We start from the raw sequence: 18,544 nt of genomic DNA on the forward strand, positions 1-18,544 counted from the left end.
TTATGACTGGGTGTTAGGTCAATGACGCGGTTCGAAATAAACAACGACTTGGCTACCATCATTATTGTCTGACGAAAGGTGAAGCTGCCATTCTTGCTGCGCTACAATTTTTTGGACTATATCTAAACCAATGCCAAACCCTTGCCCCTGAGACACACCACGTTCAGTAGCATTTTGCTCATAATCAGCTAAACCAGCACTCGTATTCGTAATTGACACAATAAGACCCGAAAGCTGCACCCGCACTATACCTGATAAAGTATGCTCAAATGCATTACGTATCAGGTTACTCAACACAATTCGACACAGTGACAAAGGTAATTCACGTGATGGGCTGTCATCAACGACAAGCTCAACGTCAACGTCTTTTCCTTTCAACAAATACTTGTGTTCATCAATAATCACTGTGGCTAATTGCTCAAGGTTTACTGTTTCTAGCTGCGTTGACGTGCCACTTTTCCGGCTTAGTAATAACAGCGCTTCGGTCATCTCCGCCATATTTTTATTGGCGCGTCGAATATGCATATATTGATCAGCAACATTTGTCTTACCTTGGGCCGTTCTTAAATCAATAATATCTAAGGCAGAAGACACCACAGCAATGGGCGTGCGTAACTCATGACTGGCGTTTTGTAAAAACTGCTTCTCCCTTTGATGGTATTGATGGATACGCCCCATTGTCTGGTGCAATGTATTCGCCACTTCACCAATTTCAGTCTTATCATTCATGACAGCGAACGACAGTTCCGGGTTACTCTCGTCAAGGCTTTTTGCCATCACAGACAGCTCATGCAATGGGTTTAACACCTTACTGATTAAACGCCGCGCTACCCAATACACCAAAAATATAGCTAACAAGGTAATAAAGATAATGGAAAATGGCACATTTAATAACGGTGCTCGTTTTGAAGCGGCCGTTAAGCCATTTTTAGGCGTATCGTTATAAAGTAAATAAAGTTTGTCCGTGGTATTTTTTATCGGGTGAACAAGCAAAAAATAGACAGCGTCAGGACGAGAAAGCTTGACCAGTTGATCACCATCATTCACTGAAAGACCAAAGTCCTTCATGCCATCAATATCAAACAAACTGGCTATCTCGCTGGGAATCGACTCGCGACCAACAAAAACAGAATAAGCACCATCCCTAGGTAACGGCACGTTTTGGTTTAGCTCAACCTGCTTAGCATAATGGCTGGCCATCGGCATCATAGTACGGTGCATAGTGGTACCAACCGCAACAAAAAAAAGCTGATACAGTAAGAATGAAAACACAATAACCAGCAAACCTATGCTGATCGCTAACTGTTTCTTAAACTGATATTTTAAGCTATTTCTATGCTTCATTTTGCTCACCGTTTAATACTAGCCCAACTCCCCTCACCGTTTGAATCAGCGGCTTATCGAATGGCTTATCCACCAGCTGTCGTAATTTATATATATGCGACTTAAGCACATCAGAATCAGGCAATTGATCAGGCCAAATAATGTGTTCGATTTGTTGGCGGGTAACAACCTTGGGGCTGGTTTTTAATAACACTTCTAATATTTGCCAACAGGCTTTATTTAGCTCAATAACCTGGCCTGCACGGGTGACTTTTCTTAAATTAACATCCATCACCAAATCACCCACACTCAATTTTACATCGCGCTTACTAATACGTTTAGTCAGTACTTGCAGGCGTGCAACCAGTTCGGGCAAGTCAAAAGGCTTTACTAAATAATCATCGGTGCCAGCTTGAAAGCCTTGTAATTTATCATCTAAGGTATCTCTTGCAGTCAGCATTAGGATCGGCGTGTTAATACCCGCTTCTCTTAACGCTGTGCAGATACTCATACCATCTTTGCCTGGCAACATAATATCGAGCACGATGGCGTTAAATGGCTGACTCATTGCCAAGCTCAAGCCTAAATTACCATTGCCTGCATAATCACATTCAAAACCATGCGCTTCTAAAAACTCAATCATGTTGGCAGCTAACGCGCTATTATCTTCGACCACAAGTACAACCACTAAGCACTCCCTTTTGTTTAAATCCTAATGCCCTCTCAGGTTTAGTATAACTTACACGAAAATCGCCCATTCACTTAAAATTCACCCTTAATTTGTTAACTTCATCATTACTGTATAACCCACCTTAGAGGTCTTAACCTAAACTTCACCTATCGATTGTTAGGATGCCTCATCAGCAACAACGCACGTTAAGTAATATTTGGAGACGATATGATCAAGTCAAAAGCATCTAAACTCACCCTCATCGCCCTTTCGGTTGTGACCGCTTTATGCAATATAAACACAGCGGTTGCGAGTATCGATGGCAAGCAAGTTAGCCCATCATATGCAATCGTCGATACCAATCAATCACAGTGTTTCGGTACTACAGATCAAGAGGAATGTCCGTCAGCAACAGAAGCGATGTTTGGTCAGGATGCACAATACCAAGGCAACCAGCCAAGCTACATAAAACACGACAATGGTACAGTGTCTGATCAGGTGACAGGTCTTATGTGGTCACAAACAACCGATATTAACGGTGACGGTAAAATCAATGCCCAAGATAAGCTCACCTTCGAAGAAGCTGTTAACTATATTAAAAACCTAAAGTTAGCAGGCTACAGCGATTGGCGACTACCAACCATTAAAGAGCTTTATTCCCTGACCTTGTTTGATGGGCAAGACCCGAGTGGTGTGAAATTAAACACGGGTAAATCTCAACTTATTCCCTTTATTGACCACGAAATATTTGGTGTTAATACCGGTGATACCAAATCTGGTGAGCGCTTGATTGATAGCCAATTTGTCACCAGCACGAAATATGTGTCAACAACCATGCACGGTGATGACACTGTTTTTGGTGTTAACTTTATTGACGGACGCATTAAAGGCTATGGAACAAGCATGCCAGACGGCAGTGTTAAAACCTTCTATGTACTTGCTGTACGAGACAACCCAGACTACGGCAAGAATGACTTTGTCAAAGCTGACAACGGCACTATTGTTGACCAAGCAACAAGCCTAGTATGGCAACAAAATGACAGCGCAACGACAATGAACTTTACCGATGCACTTGGCTATTGTGAAAGCTTATCGGTATCAGGTAATAACAATTGGCGCTTACCAAATGTAAAAGAACTGCAATCGATTGTGGATTACACGCGCTCTCCAGACACCTCTTCGTCTGCCGCGATAGACCCATTATTTAATAGCACAGCGATCACCAATGAAGGTGGCAAAAAAGATTATGCCAACTACTGGAGTAGCACAACACACGTTAACCTGAAAGATGGCGAAAACGCGACGTATGTTTCATTTGGCCGTGCAACAGGCTTTATGAATGGCCAATGGTTAGACGTGCATGGCGCGGGTTCACAACGAAGCGACCCTAAAGTTGGCGATGCGAACCAATATCCACAAGGTCATGGCCCTCAAGGTGATTCTATCCGTATAAACAATATGGTTCGTTGTGTGAGTGGTGGTGACGTGACGTTTAATGCGGCCCCTGAATATCAAGCACGAGCAGCCATGACAATAGAAAACATGAGCACTGAATCGACATCTGAGATGCCGATGAAGAAGTCACCACTCACAATGATGGACACAAATGGCGATGGCAAAATCTCGTTCAGCGAAGCAAGAGGTCCATTAAAAGAAGACTTTAAACGATTAGATAAGAACAAAGATGGTTTTCTCACTAAGGACGAAATACCAAGCAAACAAAAACGTGATTAATCATACGTTTTATTTTTAGAATCAGTTCTTTACGCAGCCCTTATTATCCCCTTCCATAGGGCTGCGTTCACCTAAAATTCACCTACGCTTTGCTAACCTGTCACCTATCAAACATCAACAACAGTATACAGTTAGCAGGAGAACGCATGAAAAAATCGATGATAGCCTTATTTATGTTCCCTATTTTAGGGCTGACCGCTTGTGGCGAAGGCGATACGAGGGACTCAGTTGAGGTTACAGATGCTGCAGATACCAGCGTTCCCGCAGACTCAGCCCAAACTGAAAATTGGATAATGAACAATGAAACAACATCCAATTATATTTATTCAGATACAGGCAGCACGCTCGAAAACGTACAAGTCGCTGAAATAGTAAATCTAGATGAAAACAACTTAGACGTTGGTTATGTTTATGTTGAAACAACCGGGATACCTAAATACGACGTAACAATGACTCAGGTTATGGTTGAACAACTGAATCAACGACCAAGAGCCGACTCTGACTTTCTAACAGGCAGCACCTTTGCGGTTGAAGGACAAGTGGTTACCTTTGGTGAAGACATTGGCTATAACAGCAGCCAAGAAAACTGCTCGACGACAGGTGGCGAAGGTTATTGGCCGCCAGGTCCAGGGTGTCCGACCCAACAAGATAAACAAGCCTACTTTCCGGTGGAACCATCTAACATTGAAGACGGTGAAGAAAGTTGCGAAACAGGGCTGGGTAAAATTGGCCTGATGGTCAATGGCACTAGTATTTACAACTGGGGTGATGGCATGAGTGAAGGTGACAACGTTTGGTATACCTTAGCCCCTGTAGCAGAACAATACGACGTAGATATTTGTGGCGGTCATGCTGCCGCGGGTGATTATCATCATCACTTCTATACTAGTTGTTTAGCAAATTTAGTGGGCGATGATGGCAGTAATCACTCTCCTATTTATGGGTTTGCCGCTGATGGTTATCCGCTTTACGGTCCCTATGAAAGTGAGAACACACTGGCAGTGAGTGGTTGGAAAGTACGTGATTATGGTGCAGATGCCAGCCAAGGCGGTTGTGATACCGAAGGTCAACGAAGCTGTGTATTAGTAGACCCTTATGATGTATCCAAAGGCGTAAAAACTGTGTCGAACGGCCCGGATATCGGCGAAAACGTAACGACTTTATCTGGTAACACACTCGCTGCAACCGATGGTTACTTCTATGAAGATCACTACTACGCGGGAGTCACTGTTGAAGGGGCTCAGCTTGACCAAAACAACGGCCACGATACGCATGATGGTAAAGGCTATCACTACCATATCACGTTAACACAAGCGCAGAATGGTAAGCTGGAACCCGCATTCCCGTATACCATAGGCCCCAATTTTAAAGGCCAACTCGCGAGTAATTCAATAAGCCAGTGTAGCGCTTCGGGTGGTATGTCTCCGCCTCCAAGACGTTAATAATATGAGCGGTGGAAGTGGGTCTGAATACCACTTTCACCACAGAGAAAAGGTGAATATGATGAAAAAACATTTTATTTTGGCACTGATGACGCTAACCGTTATAACGAATAACGTGAGTGCTCAGACCGAACCCAATAAACAAAGTAGCATGATGAAGATGACAATGGACCATTCACATTTACCCATTGCGGCACCGAGTAATGCGCCTAAACCCGCACTGAGTTTATCATTAACCAAAGACGCTATGTCTGGGTATAACTTGCATTTGCAACTCGCACGCTACCAGCTAATGCCACCGCCAGAAGGTGTGGTGAGTATGTCTGAATTAATGTCGGCTACACGCGATCAAGAGACAGGCTTTATCGAAGGCCACGCTCATTTATATATTAACGGGGTTAAAATACAGCGTGTTTATGGACTAGACGTTCATTTGCCAGCAACGCATTTTAAGCAAGGTGTGAATACAGTCTCGGTCACCTTGAATAATCATGGTCATATGTACTGGACAGTCGATGAGAAAAAAGTCGTTTCTACGCTTTATATCGACGATACTTTACCTCAACTGATAAAGCATAGGTTTGACAGCTTCCCCGTGGAGAATACGGGCTAACTTGTGAGTAATTAGCATGTGATAAGAGATATCTGTTATGGATGTACATTCAAAAGCGGTACGCAGTAAGAATATGCGGGCGATCAGAAGTAAAAATACCAAACCAGAACTGTTAGTTCGCTGGCTATTACACACACAGGGCTTCCGGTTCAGGCTTCACGCTAGAAAATTGCCCGGTACTCCCGATATTGTATTAAAGAAATATAACGCGGTGATATTCGTTCATGGTTGTTTCTGGCATGGTCACAACTGTCACCTATTTTCTATGCCAAAAACGAGAACTGAATTTTGGTCTAAGAAAATCAATGACAACCGACGGCGAGACAAACTCGCCTATAAACAGCTTATCTCGAACGGCTGGCGGGTACTTTATATTTGGGAGTGTGCCTTACAAGGGCGTAAAAAGCTCAATCAAGTAAGGCTTACAGACACTATAGAAGAATGGTTAATGACAGAAGAGTTCTCAGCTGAAATATCTTATCTTGGAGTAACAACATTAAATTAAGAGTGTTAGCGTTCCAGTATATAAAAATCACTTACTGTATACACTTACACTCTTCAATGAACTGACTAACAGACATTAGCTTAGGTCTTAATTCTTTAGGATATTTTTTATGCAATGGTTCCGGCACAACTAAAATAACTCTTTCGGCCAACATTTCATTAAATTGATTTATTGATACACCTTCTTGTAAGGTCAATAAATACATCTTACCCACTCTATCGGCTTCATTCAAAATCTGCCGCCAACGATCTTTACAAGTGGTTTTAACTGCGAGCATTTTTAAATTCAAAGCATCAAAATCAGGATCATGATATGCCTCGGCTGAAGGGAAAATAAAATCAGGCCTTTTATTACCTTCAGTAATACATTGAGCCGTAAATTCTGTAAGGCCAAAATGATGAAATATCTTTTCTAAATGAATTTCCAGTGAGCGTCCAGACCTAGACTTTCTCCGGTTACCTACAGAGTTCGCCATTCGAATAAAATCATCAACAGACTGGAATCCAAGCTTAATTTGATCTAACACATGTAACTCTTCTACTTGTCTGAAAAGCGAAAACTCTGCGTCACGGCGCTCTAATAAGAGACTATCTGCATTTTTAGACTTAAATTTAACACCAACATCTAAATGATCAATTAATTCTCTACCTTTAGGGAAATTTGTTTTCCAGCTTTCAGGGATTTTAATAGAACTACTTAAAGAGCGGAGATTTAAAGCTAATCCACCAAACAAGCTATCACTTCTTTCAAAGAGAGACTGCCCAGGAAGTATCTCACCGATCTCTTTTTCAATAAAATCTTCTTCAATTTTATTTTCACAGACCCATACTTGTAATTCGTCTGCGTTTTCAAAATGTCTAGCTTGATGAAAAGCAAAGATAACAAGCGCACCAGTATTCTCATGATACTGCAAAGGACTCTGAGCTACCCCTGTATTCCAGCGAGTTATACGTTTTTCATTCCTCGTTTTACCATGAAACTTACCGTTATAGTAAATTGCACGTAATTCTTGTTCAGGTAAATTGTGAGAAACAACCTTCGCATAGAATTGATACTCAGGGTTAGGCTCAGATATAGTATCTATTGAAGGAAATACTGTAGCTAAGACCTGTTTAGGAAAATATACACCGACTTGGTGCCCTCCAGTAAGTCCAGTATCATTAGCCGATAACCTTTTAACATAAATATTCCATTCATTATTAAGGATAGAGCTAATCCACTTTTCTAATTCATCCATAACTTTATCATTATTTAATATAACCATATGTTATTTATATCAAAATAAATTGGTAATCAAAATATATATTACAAAGATACAAGATATTTATTGATACTGTTTAAGTATACAGGTATCCTCTGGGTCAGTTAAGTGATGAAACGTCACACAATATACCCAGAGTTGAATATGTACGAACTTCAAGATAGCCAAGGTCTTCAACTACTAGAAAAAGTTCTAGAAATATACGACCAAAAACAAATTGCAGCGCATTTAAATATCATATCTCCAGATAAATGGAATAGAGAAGCAATTAATCGTTGGAGAAATGGTAAAGCTCAAGAAAAGCTTACCCATGATGAATTTGAGCATTTAAATACCTTGCTACCAACGCGCCCAACTCATTATGACAATCCTGAATTTGATTTTATCGATTTATTCGCTGGTATTGGCGGTATAAGAAATGCCTTTGAATCAGTTGGTGGACGCTGTGTATTTACAAGTGAATGGAATAAATTCTCTGTAAAGACCTATAAAGCAAACTGGTATTCAGAACCAAATAAGCATGTATTCAATCAGGATATTCGTTCAGTAACTCTATCGGAAGATAACAGTGTTTCAGAATCTGAAGCCTATGATCATATCGATCAAGAAATTCCAGATCATGATGTTTTACTCGCGGGTTTTCCATGCCAGCCATTTTCACTTGCAGGTGTATCGAAGAAGAACTCACTCGGTCGTTCACATGGATTTGAGTGCGAAACACAGGGTACTTTATTCTTTGATGTTGCCAGAATAATCGCAGCTAAACGTCCGAAAGCATTCTTACTAGAAAACGTAAAAAACCTAAAAAGCCACGATAAAGGTAAGACCTTCAAGATCATCCAAGAGACGCTAGACGAACTTGGTTATGATGTTGCCGATGTTGACGCAAATGGTTCTAAAGATCCTAAAGTTATTGATGGTAAACATTTTACTCCTCAGCATAGAGAGCGAATTGTACTTGTTGGTTTTAGGAAAGATTTAGATTTAGTAAAAGGATTTACTTTAAAAGACGTGAAGTTTCCAGAAACCAAACCGACTTTTAATGACATACTTGATCAATCTGTAGATGCCAAGTATACGCTTACCCCCAAATTATGGGAGTACCTATATAATTATGCCAAAAAGCATAAAGCTAAGGGTAACGGTTTTGGCTTCGGTCTAGTTGACCCTAAAAATGAAAAAGCTGTAGCGCGCACTCTTTCAGCTCGTTACCACAAAGATGGATCTGAAATCTTAATTGACCATAATGGCTGGGATATGGGATTAGCTGAAACTGACTTTCAAAATGAAGGTAATCAAGCTAACAGACCCAGAAGGTTAACACCAAGAGAATGCTCTCGGTTAATGGGATTTGATAAGCCAAATGAATCAAAGTTCCAAATTCCAGTGTCAGACACTCAAGCTTACCGCCAATTTGGCAACTCTGTTGTAGCACCAGTATTTGAGGCTGTTGCGAATTTAATGAAACCATCAATTATTGAAGCAATAAAAAAAGCTAGCAGTAAAAAGTAACCACCAAAGATTCAGAGCTGCTGAAGAATTATTAAGCTCTGAATCTTATTTTAAATTAGGATAATTTATCTTTTATCAAATATCCTGAATCTTGATAAACTAGGGATAAATATAAAAAGAACAATGAAATTATAGATAATAAAATCCCCATGGCATAGGTCCCATAAAGTAACTTTAGCTCTAAAAAAGATGAAATAGAGTCAGCATTTGATATACAAAGTAAACCCAATGTACCCGTACTTGTATATACAGCAAGAATTTGAGTTAATTCAATCAACCTTAGCTTCTTTGTTTCGAGCTTTTTATTCCATATAAATCTATTATTCGCAATATCTATTGAAGTAAACCTTTGGCTTTTCCCATAGCGCCTAAGAAACTTATATGCACCGGGAGTATATAAAAACCATTCCATTTCTGTTGGAGTCAATTCTCTAGTGGTGATACATCTAAACGCAACTCGTAAATTAACTAAATTATTTGATGCGTTACTCCCACATATTACTTGTAGTCTTTCAAAGTGATCATATTTTTTTACCTCAAAAGAAAAGCCGCCAAGCTTAAGTTTGTGAAGTGTAAATGCAATAGAAATAACACTTCCAAAAACTAACATTAGTAACTTTATCGCTTCCATACTTAAATTACCTTAATAGTGATAGAGGTGCTATTTTTACATAAAACACCATTAGTATCGATGCTAACATGCCTAATAGCTAAAACTCAGGGAACAGCCAAGACTGATTTTCTTCTTAGATTACAGCCCTGCTCTTCCATGTTAACTCACATCTAGGCTAAACTATTCCCAGCTAATCAAAGGACTTGATTTAACAGAACAAAAGGAATTGTGTGTAGGTTCGATGGGAGCTGCTACCAGTTTTTACGGTAATCGAGTTGGCGGTTTTAGCGAAGCAGAAAGCAATGGCCGCTTTCCAAAAGATGCAGCAAGGCTTTCACCATGAATTAAAAGCGGTAACAGGTGCGAATAAATCTGCACGCGGCACACCGCTCACCAGCGGCACTCGCGCGACAAACATCGCCAGAAGTAGCCGTAACGTGGCAAAATTAAACATCGTTTCACAAGTTCAAACCAGTAACTTAGTTAAGTTTAGCCAATATACCAAATTCCTCGGCAATGGCCTTGCTGTTATCGACTTTGGTGGTCGCGTTGGGAATATTCACAACAGTTATAAAGCTGGCGGCAACTGGGAACGCGAGATGTTTATTGAGTCGAGCAGTTTTGCTTTAAGTGCTTTAACTGGTACAGCTGTAGTTAATGCAGGCAGCGCAGCTTTAGGGTTTATGATGACATCATGAGGTTAGTTAATTTCTAATGGATATAGAAAAAACTCTTTTTATCTTTGTTCTGGCTGGGTGTATCTTTAGCGCGATACTGTATGTCGCTTTTGGTCAAATCACAGTACGCAAACTCAGAAACAACCCAAAAACGAAAGATCAACTTGGATTGGAATATGCCAGTGGGTGGGACATTATTAATGTAGCGCAAGCGCTGGCATTCCCACGCTCGTGGAGCCGAAAATTAGAAAAAAGCCCGCTATCCTCTATGTACGCAAACTCTCAAATCCTTTTTGAAAACACCAACAAATTTGACCGATTTCTTGGGATCGTCTTCTATTGGCTATTCATGACTTCAGGACTTACAGGTGCTTTATTAGTATTACTTAATTTTTTAGGCGTTTTCGATTAGCCACAGCAAGGACTGCGACGGTAGGTACGATGACATAATAATTTACCTCGATTTCACCTCCAAACATGTCAACTGTGAAAAACAATTAACATAGTTGAAACAACTATGGCAAGTGGCCACCACGCTATATTATGCCTCACATATCGCATTGCAAAATGCGAATACACCCAAAAACAATCCTGTGAAAATCATAATCCATTGTTTATTAACAGATATAAAGATGGCACTTCATTTGCAATATCACTTACAAGATTCGAGGGAACCGTAATATTAGTTTGTTGCTAAAAAATTCTTGGATTTTAATTTACGAAACTTAATAAAATTAAGGTGTAAGCTATGAAGAAAACTCCTCTTGTATTTTTTATGACATCTATATTACTCGCCGGTTGTGGCGGTGATGACTCAAGCCCTGGAGGTAACGCAAGTAACTCGGTAGCCAATGGGAGCACCAGTAGTGCCGCTTCTACACCAGCCCTTTTTTCAGACACAATTATACCAGCTGGATTTAACTGGGAGATGCGAAATTCGGAATTCGTTAACTTTAAGCATGTCAGTAACATTAGCCAACCTGCTGGTGTTCCACTTAGCGTTTCTGGAAAACATTATATCGAAATCTACAGTATTGATGAAAACAACACGACCAGTACAACGCCATTCTTAAAAGCCATGACCAACAAACAAGGGGAGGCAAAACTATTGCTAACGCTTTTAAATTCATGGAAAGGCATCACGGTGAAGACTCAACTCGACGATTCAGTTTGCATTAATACACTAAACAAAGAACAAATAACAGCAACACAAGTGCTTGGTTGTGACGTTATTCTTGATTCTGACTTATTATAAAGGTAGATATCGGTATGCATAAATTTAAATTAAATAAGCTCTGCTGTCTTGGTCTAATGGCATTATCAAGTTCGGTATTCACAAACTCAGCCCTCGCCCTCGCGACAACAGAAGGTACAGTCAACAATGGTGATGGTACGTTCACCTATACACAAAAAATTGATGTATCCAGTACCGCTCCGCATTATACCCCCCCAGCATCAGGCGGTTTTAATATTTCATCTGGTTATAACAACGATTTCGGTTGGCAACACAGTTTTGCAGACGTGATAAGCAACCCTTTAGTGCAAATTCAAACTGCGACATTACTCATTCGAGCCTATGATGTTGACTCAGAAGCCAGCCATGGTCTTTACGGTGAATATGATGGTATCAGTGTTGATGGCGTTGACTTAAACCCTGGTATATTACAAGGTACAAATAATACGTGGTCTGAAACCCCATTTGATGTGCCTATTTCCTATATTACGGATGATGGATTAATCAATACATTTATCGATATTGATATGAACACAGAGGGTTCGTGGGTAACAAAACTGGATTACAGTTTACTCACGATTACCTATATGGAGACAAGCAATAGTCCACCATTCAAACCAGAATTATCAATGTCGCCATCGAGTTGCGACGCGACAACTGCAAGTGATCTGGTTGTTTCTGTAACAGGTCCAACACCCGCAGATCCTGATGGCGATACCGTAAGCTACCTATATCGTTGGTATGTGGATATCGGTCAAGGTAATGTGGTTGACGATGAAGTTGCAGGTAAAACAGATCACCAAGGTGATACTGTATTATCAAGTCAGACTGTCGACGGAGAAACATGGCGTGCGCAAGTTACAGCTGTTGATTCAAACGGCCTAGTGAGTGATCCTGAATTCTCGACATGGATCTCGATTAGTACCGATTGTGACGGTGATGGTGTAGACGATAATGTCGATGATTACCCTACCGATCCAGAACGCGCCTTTAATAATTATTACCCTGAAGGAACGCTAGGGTATGAGGATCTATGGCCTGATAAAGGTGATTATGACTTCAATGATTTTGTACTTCGTCATACATTCAATAAAATCACAAATGCGGATGGGAATATAAAAGAAATTGAGATGGTAGGCTCTGCAGTTGCTCGTGGTGCGAGTTATGCAAATGCATTTGCGATTAGTTTACCAGGCACTGAAGGAGCTAATATTGAAAGCTCGAATGTGACCATTGACGGTAGCGCAAGCGCCCTAACACCTGAAGCTGGCCATACTGGTGAAGCGGTGATGGTACTGATCGACAATGTGTTCGATGTATTACCGGCTGGCCCGTTTCTTTACTACAACACCCAAAATGGTGATGATAGGTCGTTAATATCAGTCGCGTTCAATGCTGTATTTACGACGCCAGTTACTGTCGCGGCGCTTGGCGACGCACCATACAACGCATTCATCTATCGTGTGGGTGAACGAGGTAAAGAAATTCATCTGATGGATAAAACGCCAACTGATTTAGCTAATCTCGCGTTACTGAGTACAGGTGATGATGTTTCAGATGTTGGTACGGCTACTTACTATCAAACAACAGATGGTCATCCTTGGGCAATTCTCGTTCCTTCAGCATGGAGTCACCCATATGAATATATCGATGTATTACTTGCTTATCCACAAATGCAAGTATGGGCAGAAAGTGGCGGTGTAACGCACCCAACTTGGTATAATTTCCCTAACAATACGTATTGTTGGAAATGCTGATAACTTATAATTGATAATTGATCAACACACGCCAAGCCTAGGTTAACCCCTAGGCTTTTTAACTACTCGCTTAGTGCCTACCCCTAATTTGCATTGCAAAATGCAAATTAATCACGTCCCCCTCCCTATCAAAACCATAACCCATTGTTTATTAACACATATAAAGATGGCACTTCATTTGCAATATCACTTACAAGATTCGAGGGAACCGTAATATTAGTTTGTTGCTAAAAAATTCTTGGATTTTAATTTACGAAACTTAATAAAATTAAGGTGTAAGCTATGAAGAAAACTCCTCTTGTATTTTTTATGACATCTATATTACTCGCCGGTTGTGGCGGTGATGACTCAAGCCCTGGAGGTAACGCAAGTAACTCGGTAGCCAATGGGAGTACCAGTAGTGCCGCTTCTACACCAGCCCTTTTTTCAGACACAATTATACCAGCTGGATTTAACTGGGAGATGCGAAATTCGGAATTCGTTAACTTTAAGCATGTCAGTAACATTAGCCAACCTGCTGGTGTTCCACTTAGCGTTTCTGGAAAACATTATATCGAAATCTACAGTATTGATGAAAACAACACGACCAGTACAACACCATTCTTAAAAGCCATGACCAACAAACAAGGGGAGGCAAAACTATTGCTAACGCTTTTAAATTCATGGAAAGGCATCACGGTGAAGACTCAACTCGACGATTCAGTTTGCATCAATACATTAGACAAAGAACAAATAACAGCAACACAAGTGCTTGGTTGTGACGTTGCTCTTGATTCTGACTTATTATAAAGGTAGATATCGGTATGCGTAAATTTAAATTAAATAAGCTCTGTTGTCTTGGTCTACTTGCATTATCAGGCTCAGTACTAACAAATTCGGCCTTAGCAGCGGCCACAACAGAAGATACAGTCAACAATGGTGATGGTACGTTCACCTATACACAAAAAATTGATGTCTCCAGTACAGCACCCCACTATACCCCTCCAGCATCTGGTGGTTTTAACATTTATTCTTGGCATAACCAAGATTTCGGTTGGCAACACAGTTTTGCAGACGTAATAAGCAATCCCTTAGTGCAAATTCAAACTGCAACATTACTCATTCGTGCCTATGATGTTGACTCAGAAGCCTTTCATGGTCTTGCCGGTGAATATGATGGTATCAGTGTTGATGGGGTCGACTTAAACCCAGGCATATTACAAGGTACAGATGAGACGTGGTCTGAAACCCCATTTGATGTGCCTATTTCCTATATTACGGATGATGGATTAATCAATACATTTATCGATATTGATATGAACACAGAGGGTTCGTGGGTAACAAAACTGGATTACAGTTTACTCACGATTACCTATATGGAGACAAGCAATAGTCCACCATTCAAACCAGAATTATCAATGTCGCCATCGAGTTGCGACGCGACAACTGCAAGTGATCTGGTTGTTTCTGTAACAGGTCCAACACCCGCAGATCCTGATGGCGATACCGTAAGCTACCTATATCGTTGGTATGTGGATATCGGTCAAGGTAATGTGGTTGACGATGAAGTTGCAGGTAAAACAGATCACCAAGGTGATACTGTATTATCAAGTCAGACTGTCGACGGAGAAACATGGCGTGCGCAAGTTACAGCTGTTGATTCAAACGGCCTAGTGAGTGATCCTGAATTCTCGACATGGATCTCGATTAGTACCGATTGTGACGGTGATGGTGTAGACGATAATGTCGATGATTACCCTACCGATCCAGAACGCGCCTTTAATAATTATTACCCTGAAGGAACGCTAGGGTATGAGGATCTATGGCCTGATAAAGGTGATTATGACTTCAATGATTTTGTACTTCGTCATACATTCAATAAAATCACAAATGCGGATGGGAATATAAAAGAAATTGAGATGGTAGGCTCTGCAGTTGCTCGTGGTGCGAGTTATGCAAATGCATTTGCGATTAGTTTACCAGGCACTGAAGGAGCTAATATTGAAAGCTCGAATGTGACCATTGACGGTAGCGCAAGCGCCCTAACACCTGAAGCTGGCCATACTGGTGAAGCGGTGATGGTACTGATCGACAATGTGTTCGATGTATTACCGGCTGGCCCGTTTCTTTACTACAACACCCAAAATGGTGATGATAGGTCGTTAATATCAGTCGCGTTCAATGCTGTATTTACGACGCCAGTTACTGTCGCGGCGCTTGGCGACGCACCATACAACGCATTCATCTATCGTGTGGGTGAACGAGGTAAAGAAATTCATCTGATGGATAAAACGCCAACTGATTTAGCTAATCTCGCGTTACTGAGTACAGGTGATGATGTTTCAGATGTTGGTACGGCTACTTACTATCAAACAACAGATGGTCATCCTTGGGCAATTCTCGTTCCTTCAGCATGGAGTCACCCATATGAATATATCGATGTATTACTTGCTTATCCACAAATGCAAGTATGGGCAGAAAGTGGCGGTGTAACGCACCCAACTTGGTATAATGTCCCTAACAATACGTATTGTTGGAAATGCTGATAACTTATAATTGATAACATACGCCAAGCCTAGGTTAACCCCTAGGCTTTTTAGCATTAGCCCAATCTTCACTCCTAATTTGCATTGCAAAATGCGAGGCAATAAGCCAAAAAGTGTTAATAAAACCACACGCCATTGTTTATACACAAGTTAATAAGTGGTATCCCACTTGCAAGTATCCTTATAAAGTTCAAGGTTAACCTAATCCTTATTTATTATTGATAAAGCCTTGAGTTTTGCTTTAACTGATAATCATGAAATAAGGTGTACATTATGAAGGTAACTCCTTTTGTGTTTTTTATGACATCTATATTAGTCGCGGGTTGTGGTAATGGAGACTCTAGCCCAGCAGGCAACAAAAATGATGCAGGAGAAAATGGGATCAATACGAGCACCGCATCTACACCAATCATGTTTCCTGACACCATAGTACCAACAGACTTCAACTGGGAGATGCAAAGTACAAAAACCGTTACCTTTAAACATGTCAGTAATATAACCCAGTTAAACGGCGCTCCTCTTGCACTTACCGGTAAATATTATATCGAAATCTACAGTCTGAATGAAAATAACAAAACAAATACGACGCCATTTTTAAAAGCAATGACCACAGAGAAAGGTGAAGTCGAAGTGTTACTCACACTTGTAAATTCATGGCAAGGCATCACAGTAAAAAGCCAATTACTTGATTTAATTTGTATCAATACACTATACAAAGAACAAATAACAGCGACACAAGTTCTGGGTTGTGATGTGGTTATTAATTCTGATTTATTATAAAAGTAGGTAGAGGTATGCATTCATTTAAATTCAATAAACTCTGTTACCTTGCGCTACTTACACTATCCAGTTCTGTAGTAACAAATTCAGCGTTGGCCTTAGCCACAACAGAAAGTACTGTCGATCATGGTGATGGTTCATTCACCTACACACAAAAAATTGATGTATCGAGTACAGCACCACATTATACGCCGTCGGGTATTGGCTCACAAAATGGGGGCTTCAATTATTACACGAACGCATCACAGGATTTTGGCTGGCAACACAGTTTCGCCCTCATTATCACTAACCCCTTAGTTCAGATCCAAAGTGCGACGTTATGGATACGTAGTTATGATATTGATTCAGAAGTATTTCATGGTGCAACCGGTGAGTATGATGGCGTCAGTATTGATGGCATCGATTTGAACCCAGGTTTATTGCAAGGTTCAAATAACACATGGTCAGAGACAACGTTTGATATTCCGCTCTCCTCTATCTCGGATGATGGTTTAATCAATACCTTCATCGATGTTGATATGAATAACTATGGCTGGGTAACCATTCTTGATTACAGTTTATTAACGATCTCCTATATAGAAACGAACAACAGCCCACCATCACAGCCAACACTAGCAATGACACCAAGTACTTGTACCCAAGCTACAGATAATTTGGTGGTTAATGTAACAGGCCCGACACCGTCCGATCCAGACGGAGATAGCGTAACCTATTCATACCGTTGGTTTGTGGATGTAGGTCAAGGTAACGTAGTCGATGATGACGTGGCAGGTAAAACAGATCATCAAGGTGATACCGTATTAACCAGTCAAACCGCCGCAGGTGAAACATGGCGCGTGCAAGTCACCGCTACCGACTCAAATGGTTTAATGAGTGAGCAAGCGATTGTGACTTGGGTCGATATAGGTATCGACTGTGATGAAGATGGGGTACCAGATACAACAGATGATTACCCAAGCGATCCAGAACGCGCCTTTAATAATTTCTCGGCACAATCCACATTGGTGTTTGAAGACCTATGGCCAGACAAAGGGGATTACGATCTTAATGACTTTGTACTTCTACACACATTCAATAGAATTACGAATGCTGCAGGTGAAGTAAAAGAGGTCTTGATGATAGGTAACGCGGTGGCGCGTGGTGCGATGTATGCGAATGCATTCGCGATTAGTTTCCCGGGGACAGATTCCGTTAATATAGAAAGCGCGACGATGATAATCGATGGCAATAGCAGCACGCTGACACCTGAAGCAGGCCATACTGGAGAAGTCGTTATAGTGCTCATCGACAATATTTTTGCTGTATTACCCGCAGGCGATTATCAATTTTACAACAGTCAAGATGGGGATGACCGACCACAGGTGCCACTCGTATTTAAGATGGTGTTTACGGATCCTGTTGATGCAACGATACTCGGCGGTGCACCGTTCAATCCATTTATCTATCGTGTAAGCGAACGTGGTAAAGAAATCCACCTCGCGAATAAAGCACCGTCCGATTTAGCTGACCTCACTTTACTTGGTACAGGAGATGATGATTCGAATGCAGGAACGCAGACTTACTACCGAACGGCAGCTGGTCACCCTTGGGCACTTAACGTCACAACATCATGGCGTCATCCATTAGAATATATTGATATATTATCCGCTTATCCTCAGTTTCGAGGTTGGGTAGAAAGCAGTGGCGTGAATACTCCATCTTGGTATAACCACCCTAATAATGGCAAATGTTGGAAATGCTAATCATGCATTAATACCATCAAACCGAAGTGAGCCCCTCGTTTTTTGTTTTACATCACGAATACCTGCATAATATGCATCCATCGTCGACAATAACCACATAAAAAGTAACTATAAGATGACTATAAGTAAGTTCAATGTTATTTTGGGTTTTTATCC

At 40.9% G+C, this 18,544-nt stretch carries 17 protein-coding genes; 13 read left to right on the forward strand and 4 right to left on the reverse strand.

What is annotated here, in order from left to right; genetic code table 11:
* Positions 1 to 18 precede the first annotated feature (18 nt).
* Complete coding sequence (locus HWV03_RS14625; protein WP_211676571.1) at positions 19 to 1,344, reverse strand: sensor histidine kinase; 1,326 nt, start codon at positions 1,342 to 1,344, stop codon at positions 19 to 21.
* On the reverse strand, positions 1,334 to 2,011 hold the full coding sequence (locus HWV03_RS14630) for a response regulator transcription factor (RefSeq protein WP_211676572.1): 678 nt from the start codon (positions 2,009 to 2,011) through the stop codon (positions 1,334 to 1,336). The genes HWV03_RS14625 and HWV03_RS14630 overlap by 11 nt, the downstream gene beginning before the upstream one ends.
* Before the next feature lie 210 nt (positions 2,012 to 2,221).
* Between HWV03_RS14630 and HWV03_RS14635 the strand changes: the two genes are divergently transcribed.
* The 4 genes from HWV03_RS14635 (at position 2,222) to HWV03_RS14650 (ending at position 6,287) form a co-directional block, all read left to right on the forward strand.
* The gene (locus tag HWV03_RS14635; protein WP_211676573.1) at positions 2,222 to 3,727 is read left to right on the forward strand and encodes an Lcl domain-containing protein; all 1,506 of its coding nucleotides are present in this window, start codon (positions 2,222 to 2,224) and stop codon (positions 3,725 to 3,727) included.
* 146 nt (positions 3,728 to 3,873) lie between these two features.
* Positions 3,874 to 5,169 carry a YHYH protein gene (locus HWV03_RS14640; protein ID WP_211676574.1) on the forward strand — a complete coding sequence of 432 codons (1,296 nt, stop codon included), beginning with the start codon at positions 3,874 to 3,876 and terminating at the stop codon, positions 5,167 to 5,169.
* A gap of 58 nt (positions 5,170 to 5,227) precedes the next feature.
* Positions 5,228 to 5,782 carry a hypothetical protein gene (locus tag HWV03_RS14645; protein WP_211676575.1) on the forward strand — a complete coding sequence of 185 codons (555 nt, stop codon included), beginning with the start codon at positions 5,228 to 5,230 and terminating at the stop codon, positions 5,780 to 5,782.
* A 37-nt stretch (positions 5,783 to 5,819) separates the two neighbouring features.
* A complete protein-coding gene (locus HWV03_RS14650; RefSeq protein WP_211676576.1) occupies positions 5,820 to 6,287 on the forward strand; it encodes a very short patch repair endonuclease in 468 nt (155 codons plus the stop codon).
* Positions 6,288 to 6,318: 31 nt separating this feature from the next.
* Here the strand turns inward: HWV03_RS14650 and HWV03_RS14655 are convergent, their stop codons facing one another.
* Positions 6,319 to 7,524, reverse strand: a complete 1,206-nt coding sequence (locus HWV03_RS14655; RefSeq protein ID WP_211676577.1) for a type II restriction endonuclease — start codon at positions 7,522 to 7,524, stop codon at positions 6,319 to 6,321.
* Positions 7,525 to 7,659: 135 nt separating this feature from the next.
* Here HWV03_RS14655 and dcm point away from each other — a divergent pair, with 135 nt between their 5' ends.
* The gene (gene dcm / locus HWV03_RS14660) at positions 7,660 to 9,060 is read left to right on the forward strand and encodes a DNA (cytosine-5-)-methyltransferase (RefSeq protein WP_274609793.1); all 1,401 of its coding nucleotides are present in this window, start codon (positions 7,660 to 7,662) and stop codon (positions 9,058 to 9,060) included.
* Positions 9,061 to 9,115: 55 nt separating this feature from the next.
* On the opposite strand, the gene HWV03_RS14665 is transcribed toward dcm, so the two are convergent.
* On the reverse strand, positions 9,116 to 9,691 hold the full coding sequence (locus HWV03_RS14665) for a hypothetical protein (protein ID WP_211676578.1): 576 nt from the start codon (positions 9,689 to 9,691) through the stop codon (positions 9,116 to 9,118).
* Positions 9,692 to 9,975: 284 nt separating this feature from the next.
* On the opposite strand from HWV03_RS14665, the gene HWV03_RS14670 reads away from it, so the two are divergent.
* The 8 genes from HWV03_RS14670 to HWV03_RS14705 all read left to right on the forward strand — a co-directional run bounded on the left by HWV03_RS14670 (position 9,976) and on the right by HWV03_RS14705 (position 18,388).
* Positions 9,976 to 10,371, forward strand: coding sequence for a hypothetical protein (locus tag HWV03_RS14670; RefSeq protein ID WP_211676579.1), 396 nt, complete (start codon positions 9,976 to 9,978; stop codon positions 10,369 to 10,371).
* Positions 10,372 to 10,387: 16 nt separating this feature from the next.
* Positions 10,388 to 10,762, forward strand: a complete 375-nt coding sequence (locus HWV03_RS14675; protein ID WP_211676580.1) for a hypothetical protein — start codon at positions 10,388 to 10,390, stop codon at positions 10,760 to 10,762.
* Positions 10,763 to 11,098: 336 nt separating this feature from the next.
* Entirely contained in the window at positions 11,099 to 11,605 is a 507-nt protein-coding gene (locus HWV03_RS14680) for a hypothetical protein (protein ID WP_211676581.1), read from the forward strand.
* A gap of 14 nt (positions 11,606 to 11,619) precedes the next feature.
* Complete coding sequence (locus tag HWV03_RS14685; RefSeq protein ID WP_211676582.1) at positions 11,620 to 13,341, forward strand: LruC domain-containing protein; 1,722 nt, start codon at positions 11,620 to 11,622, stop codon at positions 13,339 to 13,341.
* 282 nt (positions 13,342 to 13,623) lie between these two features.
* The gene (locus HWV03_RS14690; RefSeq protein WP_211676583.1) at positions 13,624 to 14,130 is read left to right on the forward strand and encodes a hypothetical protein; all 507 of its coding nucleotides are present in this window, start codon (positions 13,624 to 13,626) and stop codon (positions 14,128 to 14,130) included.
* A gap of 14 nt (positions 14,131 to 14,144) precedes the next feature.
* Complete coding sequence (locus tag HWV03_RS14695; RefSeq protein ID WP_211676584.1) at positions 14,145 to 15,866, forward strand: LruC domain-containing protein; 1,722 nt, start codon at positions 14,145 to 14,147, stop codon at positions 15,864 to 15,866.
* 273 nt (positions 15,867 to 16,139) lie between these two features.
* Positions 16,140 to 16,646 (forward strand): hypothetical protein, encoded by a 507-nt coding sequence (locus tag HWV03_RS14700; protein WP_211676585.1) that lies wholly within the window; start codon positions 16,140 to 16,142, stop codon positions 16,644 to 16,646.
* Between the two features lie 14 nt (positions 16,647 to 16,660).
* Positions 16,661 to 18,388 (forward strand): LruC domain-containing protein, encoded by a 1,728-nt coding sequence (locus HWV03_RS14705; protein ID WP_211676586.1) that lies wholly within the window; start codon positions 16,661 to 16,663, stop codon positions 18,386 to 18,388.
* Positions 18,389 to 18,544: the final 156 nt, after the last annotated feature.

The sequence above is a fragment of the Moritella sp. 36 genome (assembly GCF_018219415.1).
Classification (GTDB): Bacteria; Pseudomonadota; Gammaproteobacteria; order Enterobacterales; family Moritellaceae; genus Moritella.

What these genes read in the sequence shown, in the direction of transcription:
- HWV03_RS14665 (WP_211676578.1), bottom strand. Translation starts at nt 9,691, where the DNA reads ATGGAAGCGATAAAGTTACTAATGTTAGTTTTTGGAAGTGTTATTTCT.
- HWV03_RS14650 (WP_211676576.1), top strand. Translation starts at nt 5,820, where the DNA reads ATGGATGTACATTCAAAAGCGGTACGCAGTAAGAATATGCGGGCGATC.
- HWV03_RS14700 (WP_211676585.1), top strand. Translation starts at nt 16,140, where the DNA reads ATGAAGGTAACTCCTTTTGTGTTTTTTATGACATCTATATTAGTCGCG.
- HWV03_RS14705 (WP_211676586.1), top strand. Translation starts at nt 16,661, where the DNA reads ATGCATTCATTTAAATTCAATAAACTCTGTTACCTTGCGCTACTTACA.
- HWV03_RS14675 (WP_211676580.1), top strand. Translation starts at nt 10,388, where the DNA reads ATGGATATAGAAAAAACTCTTTTTATCTTTGTTCTGGCTGGGTGTATC.
- HWV03_RS14640 (WP_211676574.1), top strand. Translation starts at nt 3,874, where the DNA reads ATGAAAAAATCGATGATAGCCTTATTTATGTTCCCTATTTTAGGGCTG.
- HWV03_RS14685 (WP_211676582.1), top strand. Translation starts at nt 11,620, where the DNA reads ATGCATAAATTTAAATTAAATAAGCTCTGCTGTCTTGGTCTAATGGCA.
- HWV03_RS14690 (WP_211676583.1), top strand. Translation starts at nt 13,624, where the DNA reads ATGAAGAAAACTCCTCTTGTATTTTTTATGACATCTATATTACTCGCC.
- HWV03_RS14655 (WP_211676577.1), bottom strand. Translation starts at nt 7,524, where the DNA reads ATGGATGAATTAGAAAAGTGGATTAGCTCTATCCTTAATAATGAATGG.
- dcm (WP_274609793.1), top strand. Translation starts at nt 7,660, where the DNA reads ATGAAACGTCACACAATATACCCAGAGTTGAATATGTACGAACTTCAA.
- HWV03_RS14625 (WP_211676571.1), bottom strand. Translation starts at nt 1,344, where the DNA reads ATGAAGCATAGAAATAGCTTAAAATATCAGTTTAAGAAACAGTTAGCG.
- HWV03_RS14635 (WP_211676573.1), top strand. Translation starts at nt 2,222, where the DNA reads ATGATCAAGTCAAAAGCATCTAAACTCACCCTCATCGCCCTTTCGGTT.
- HWV03_RS14670 (WP_211676579.1), top strand. Translation starts at nt 9,976, where the DNA reads ATGGCCGCTTTCCAAAAGATGCAGCAAGGCTTTCACCATGAATTAAAA.
- HWV03_RS14680 (WP_211676581.1), top strand. Translation starts at nt 11,099, where the DNA reads ATGAAGAAAACTCCTCTTGTATTTTTTATGACATCTATATTACTCGCC.
- HWV03_RS14695 (WP_211676584.1), top strand. Translation starts at nt 14,145, where the DNA reads ATGCGTAAATTTAAATTAAATAAGCTCTGTTGTCTTGGTCTACTTGCA.
- HWV03_RS14645 (WP_211676575.1), top strand. Translation starts at nt 5,228, where the DNA reads ATGATGAAAAAACATTTTATTTTGGCACTGATGACGCTAACCGTTATA.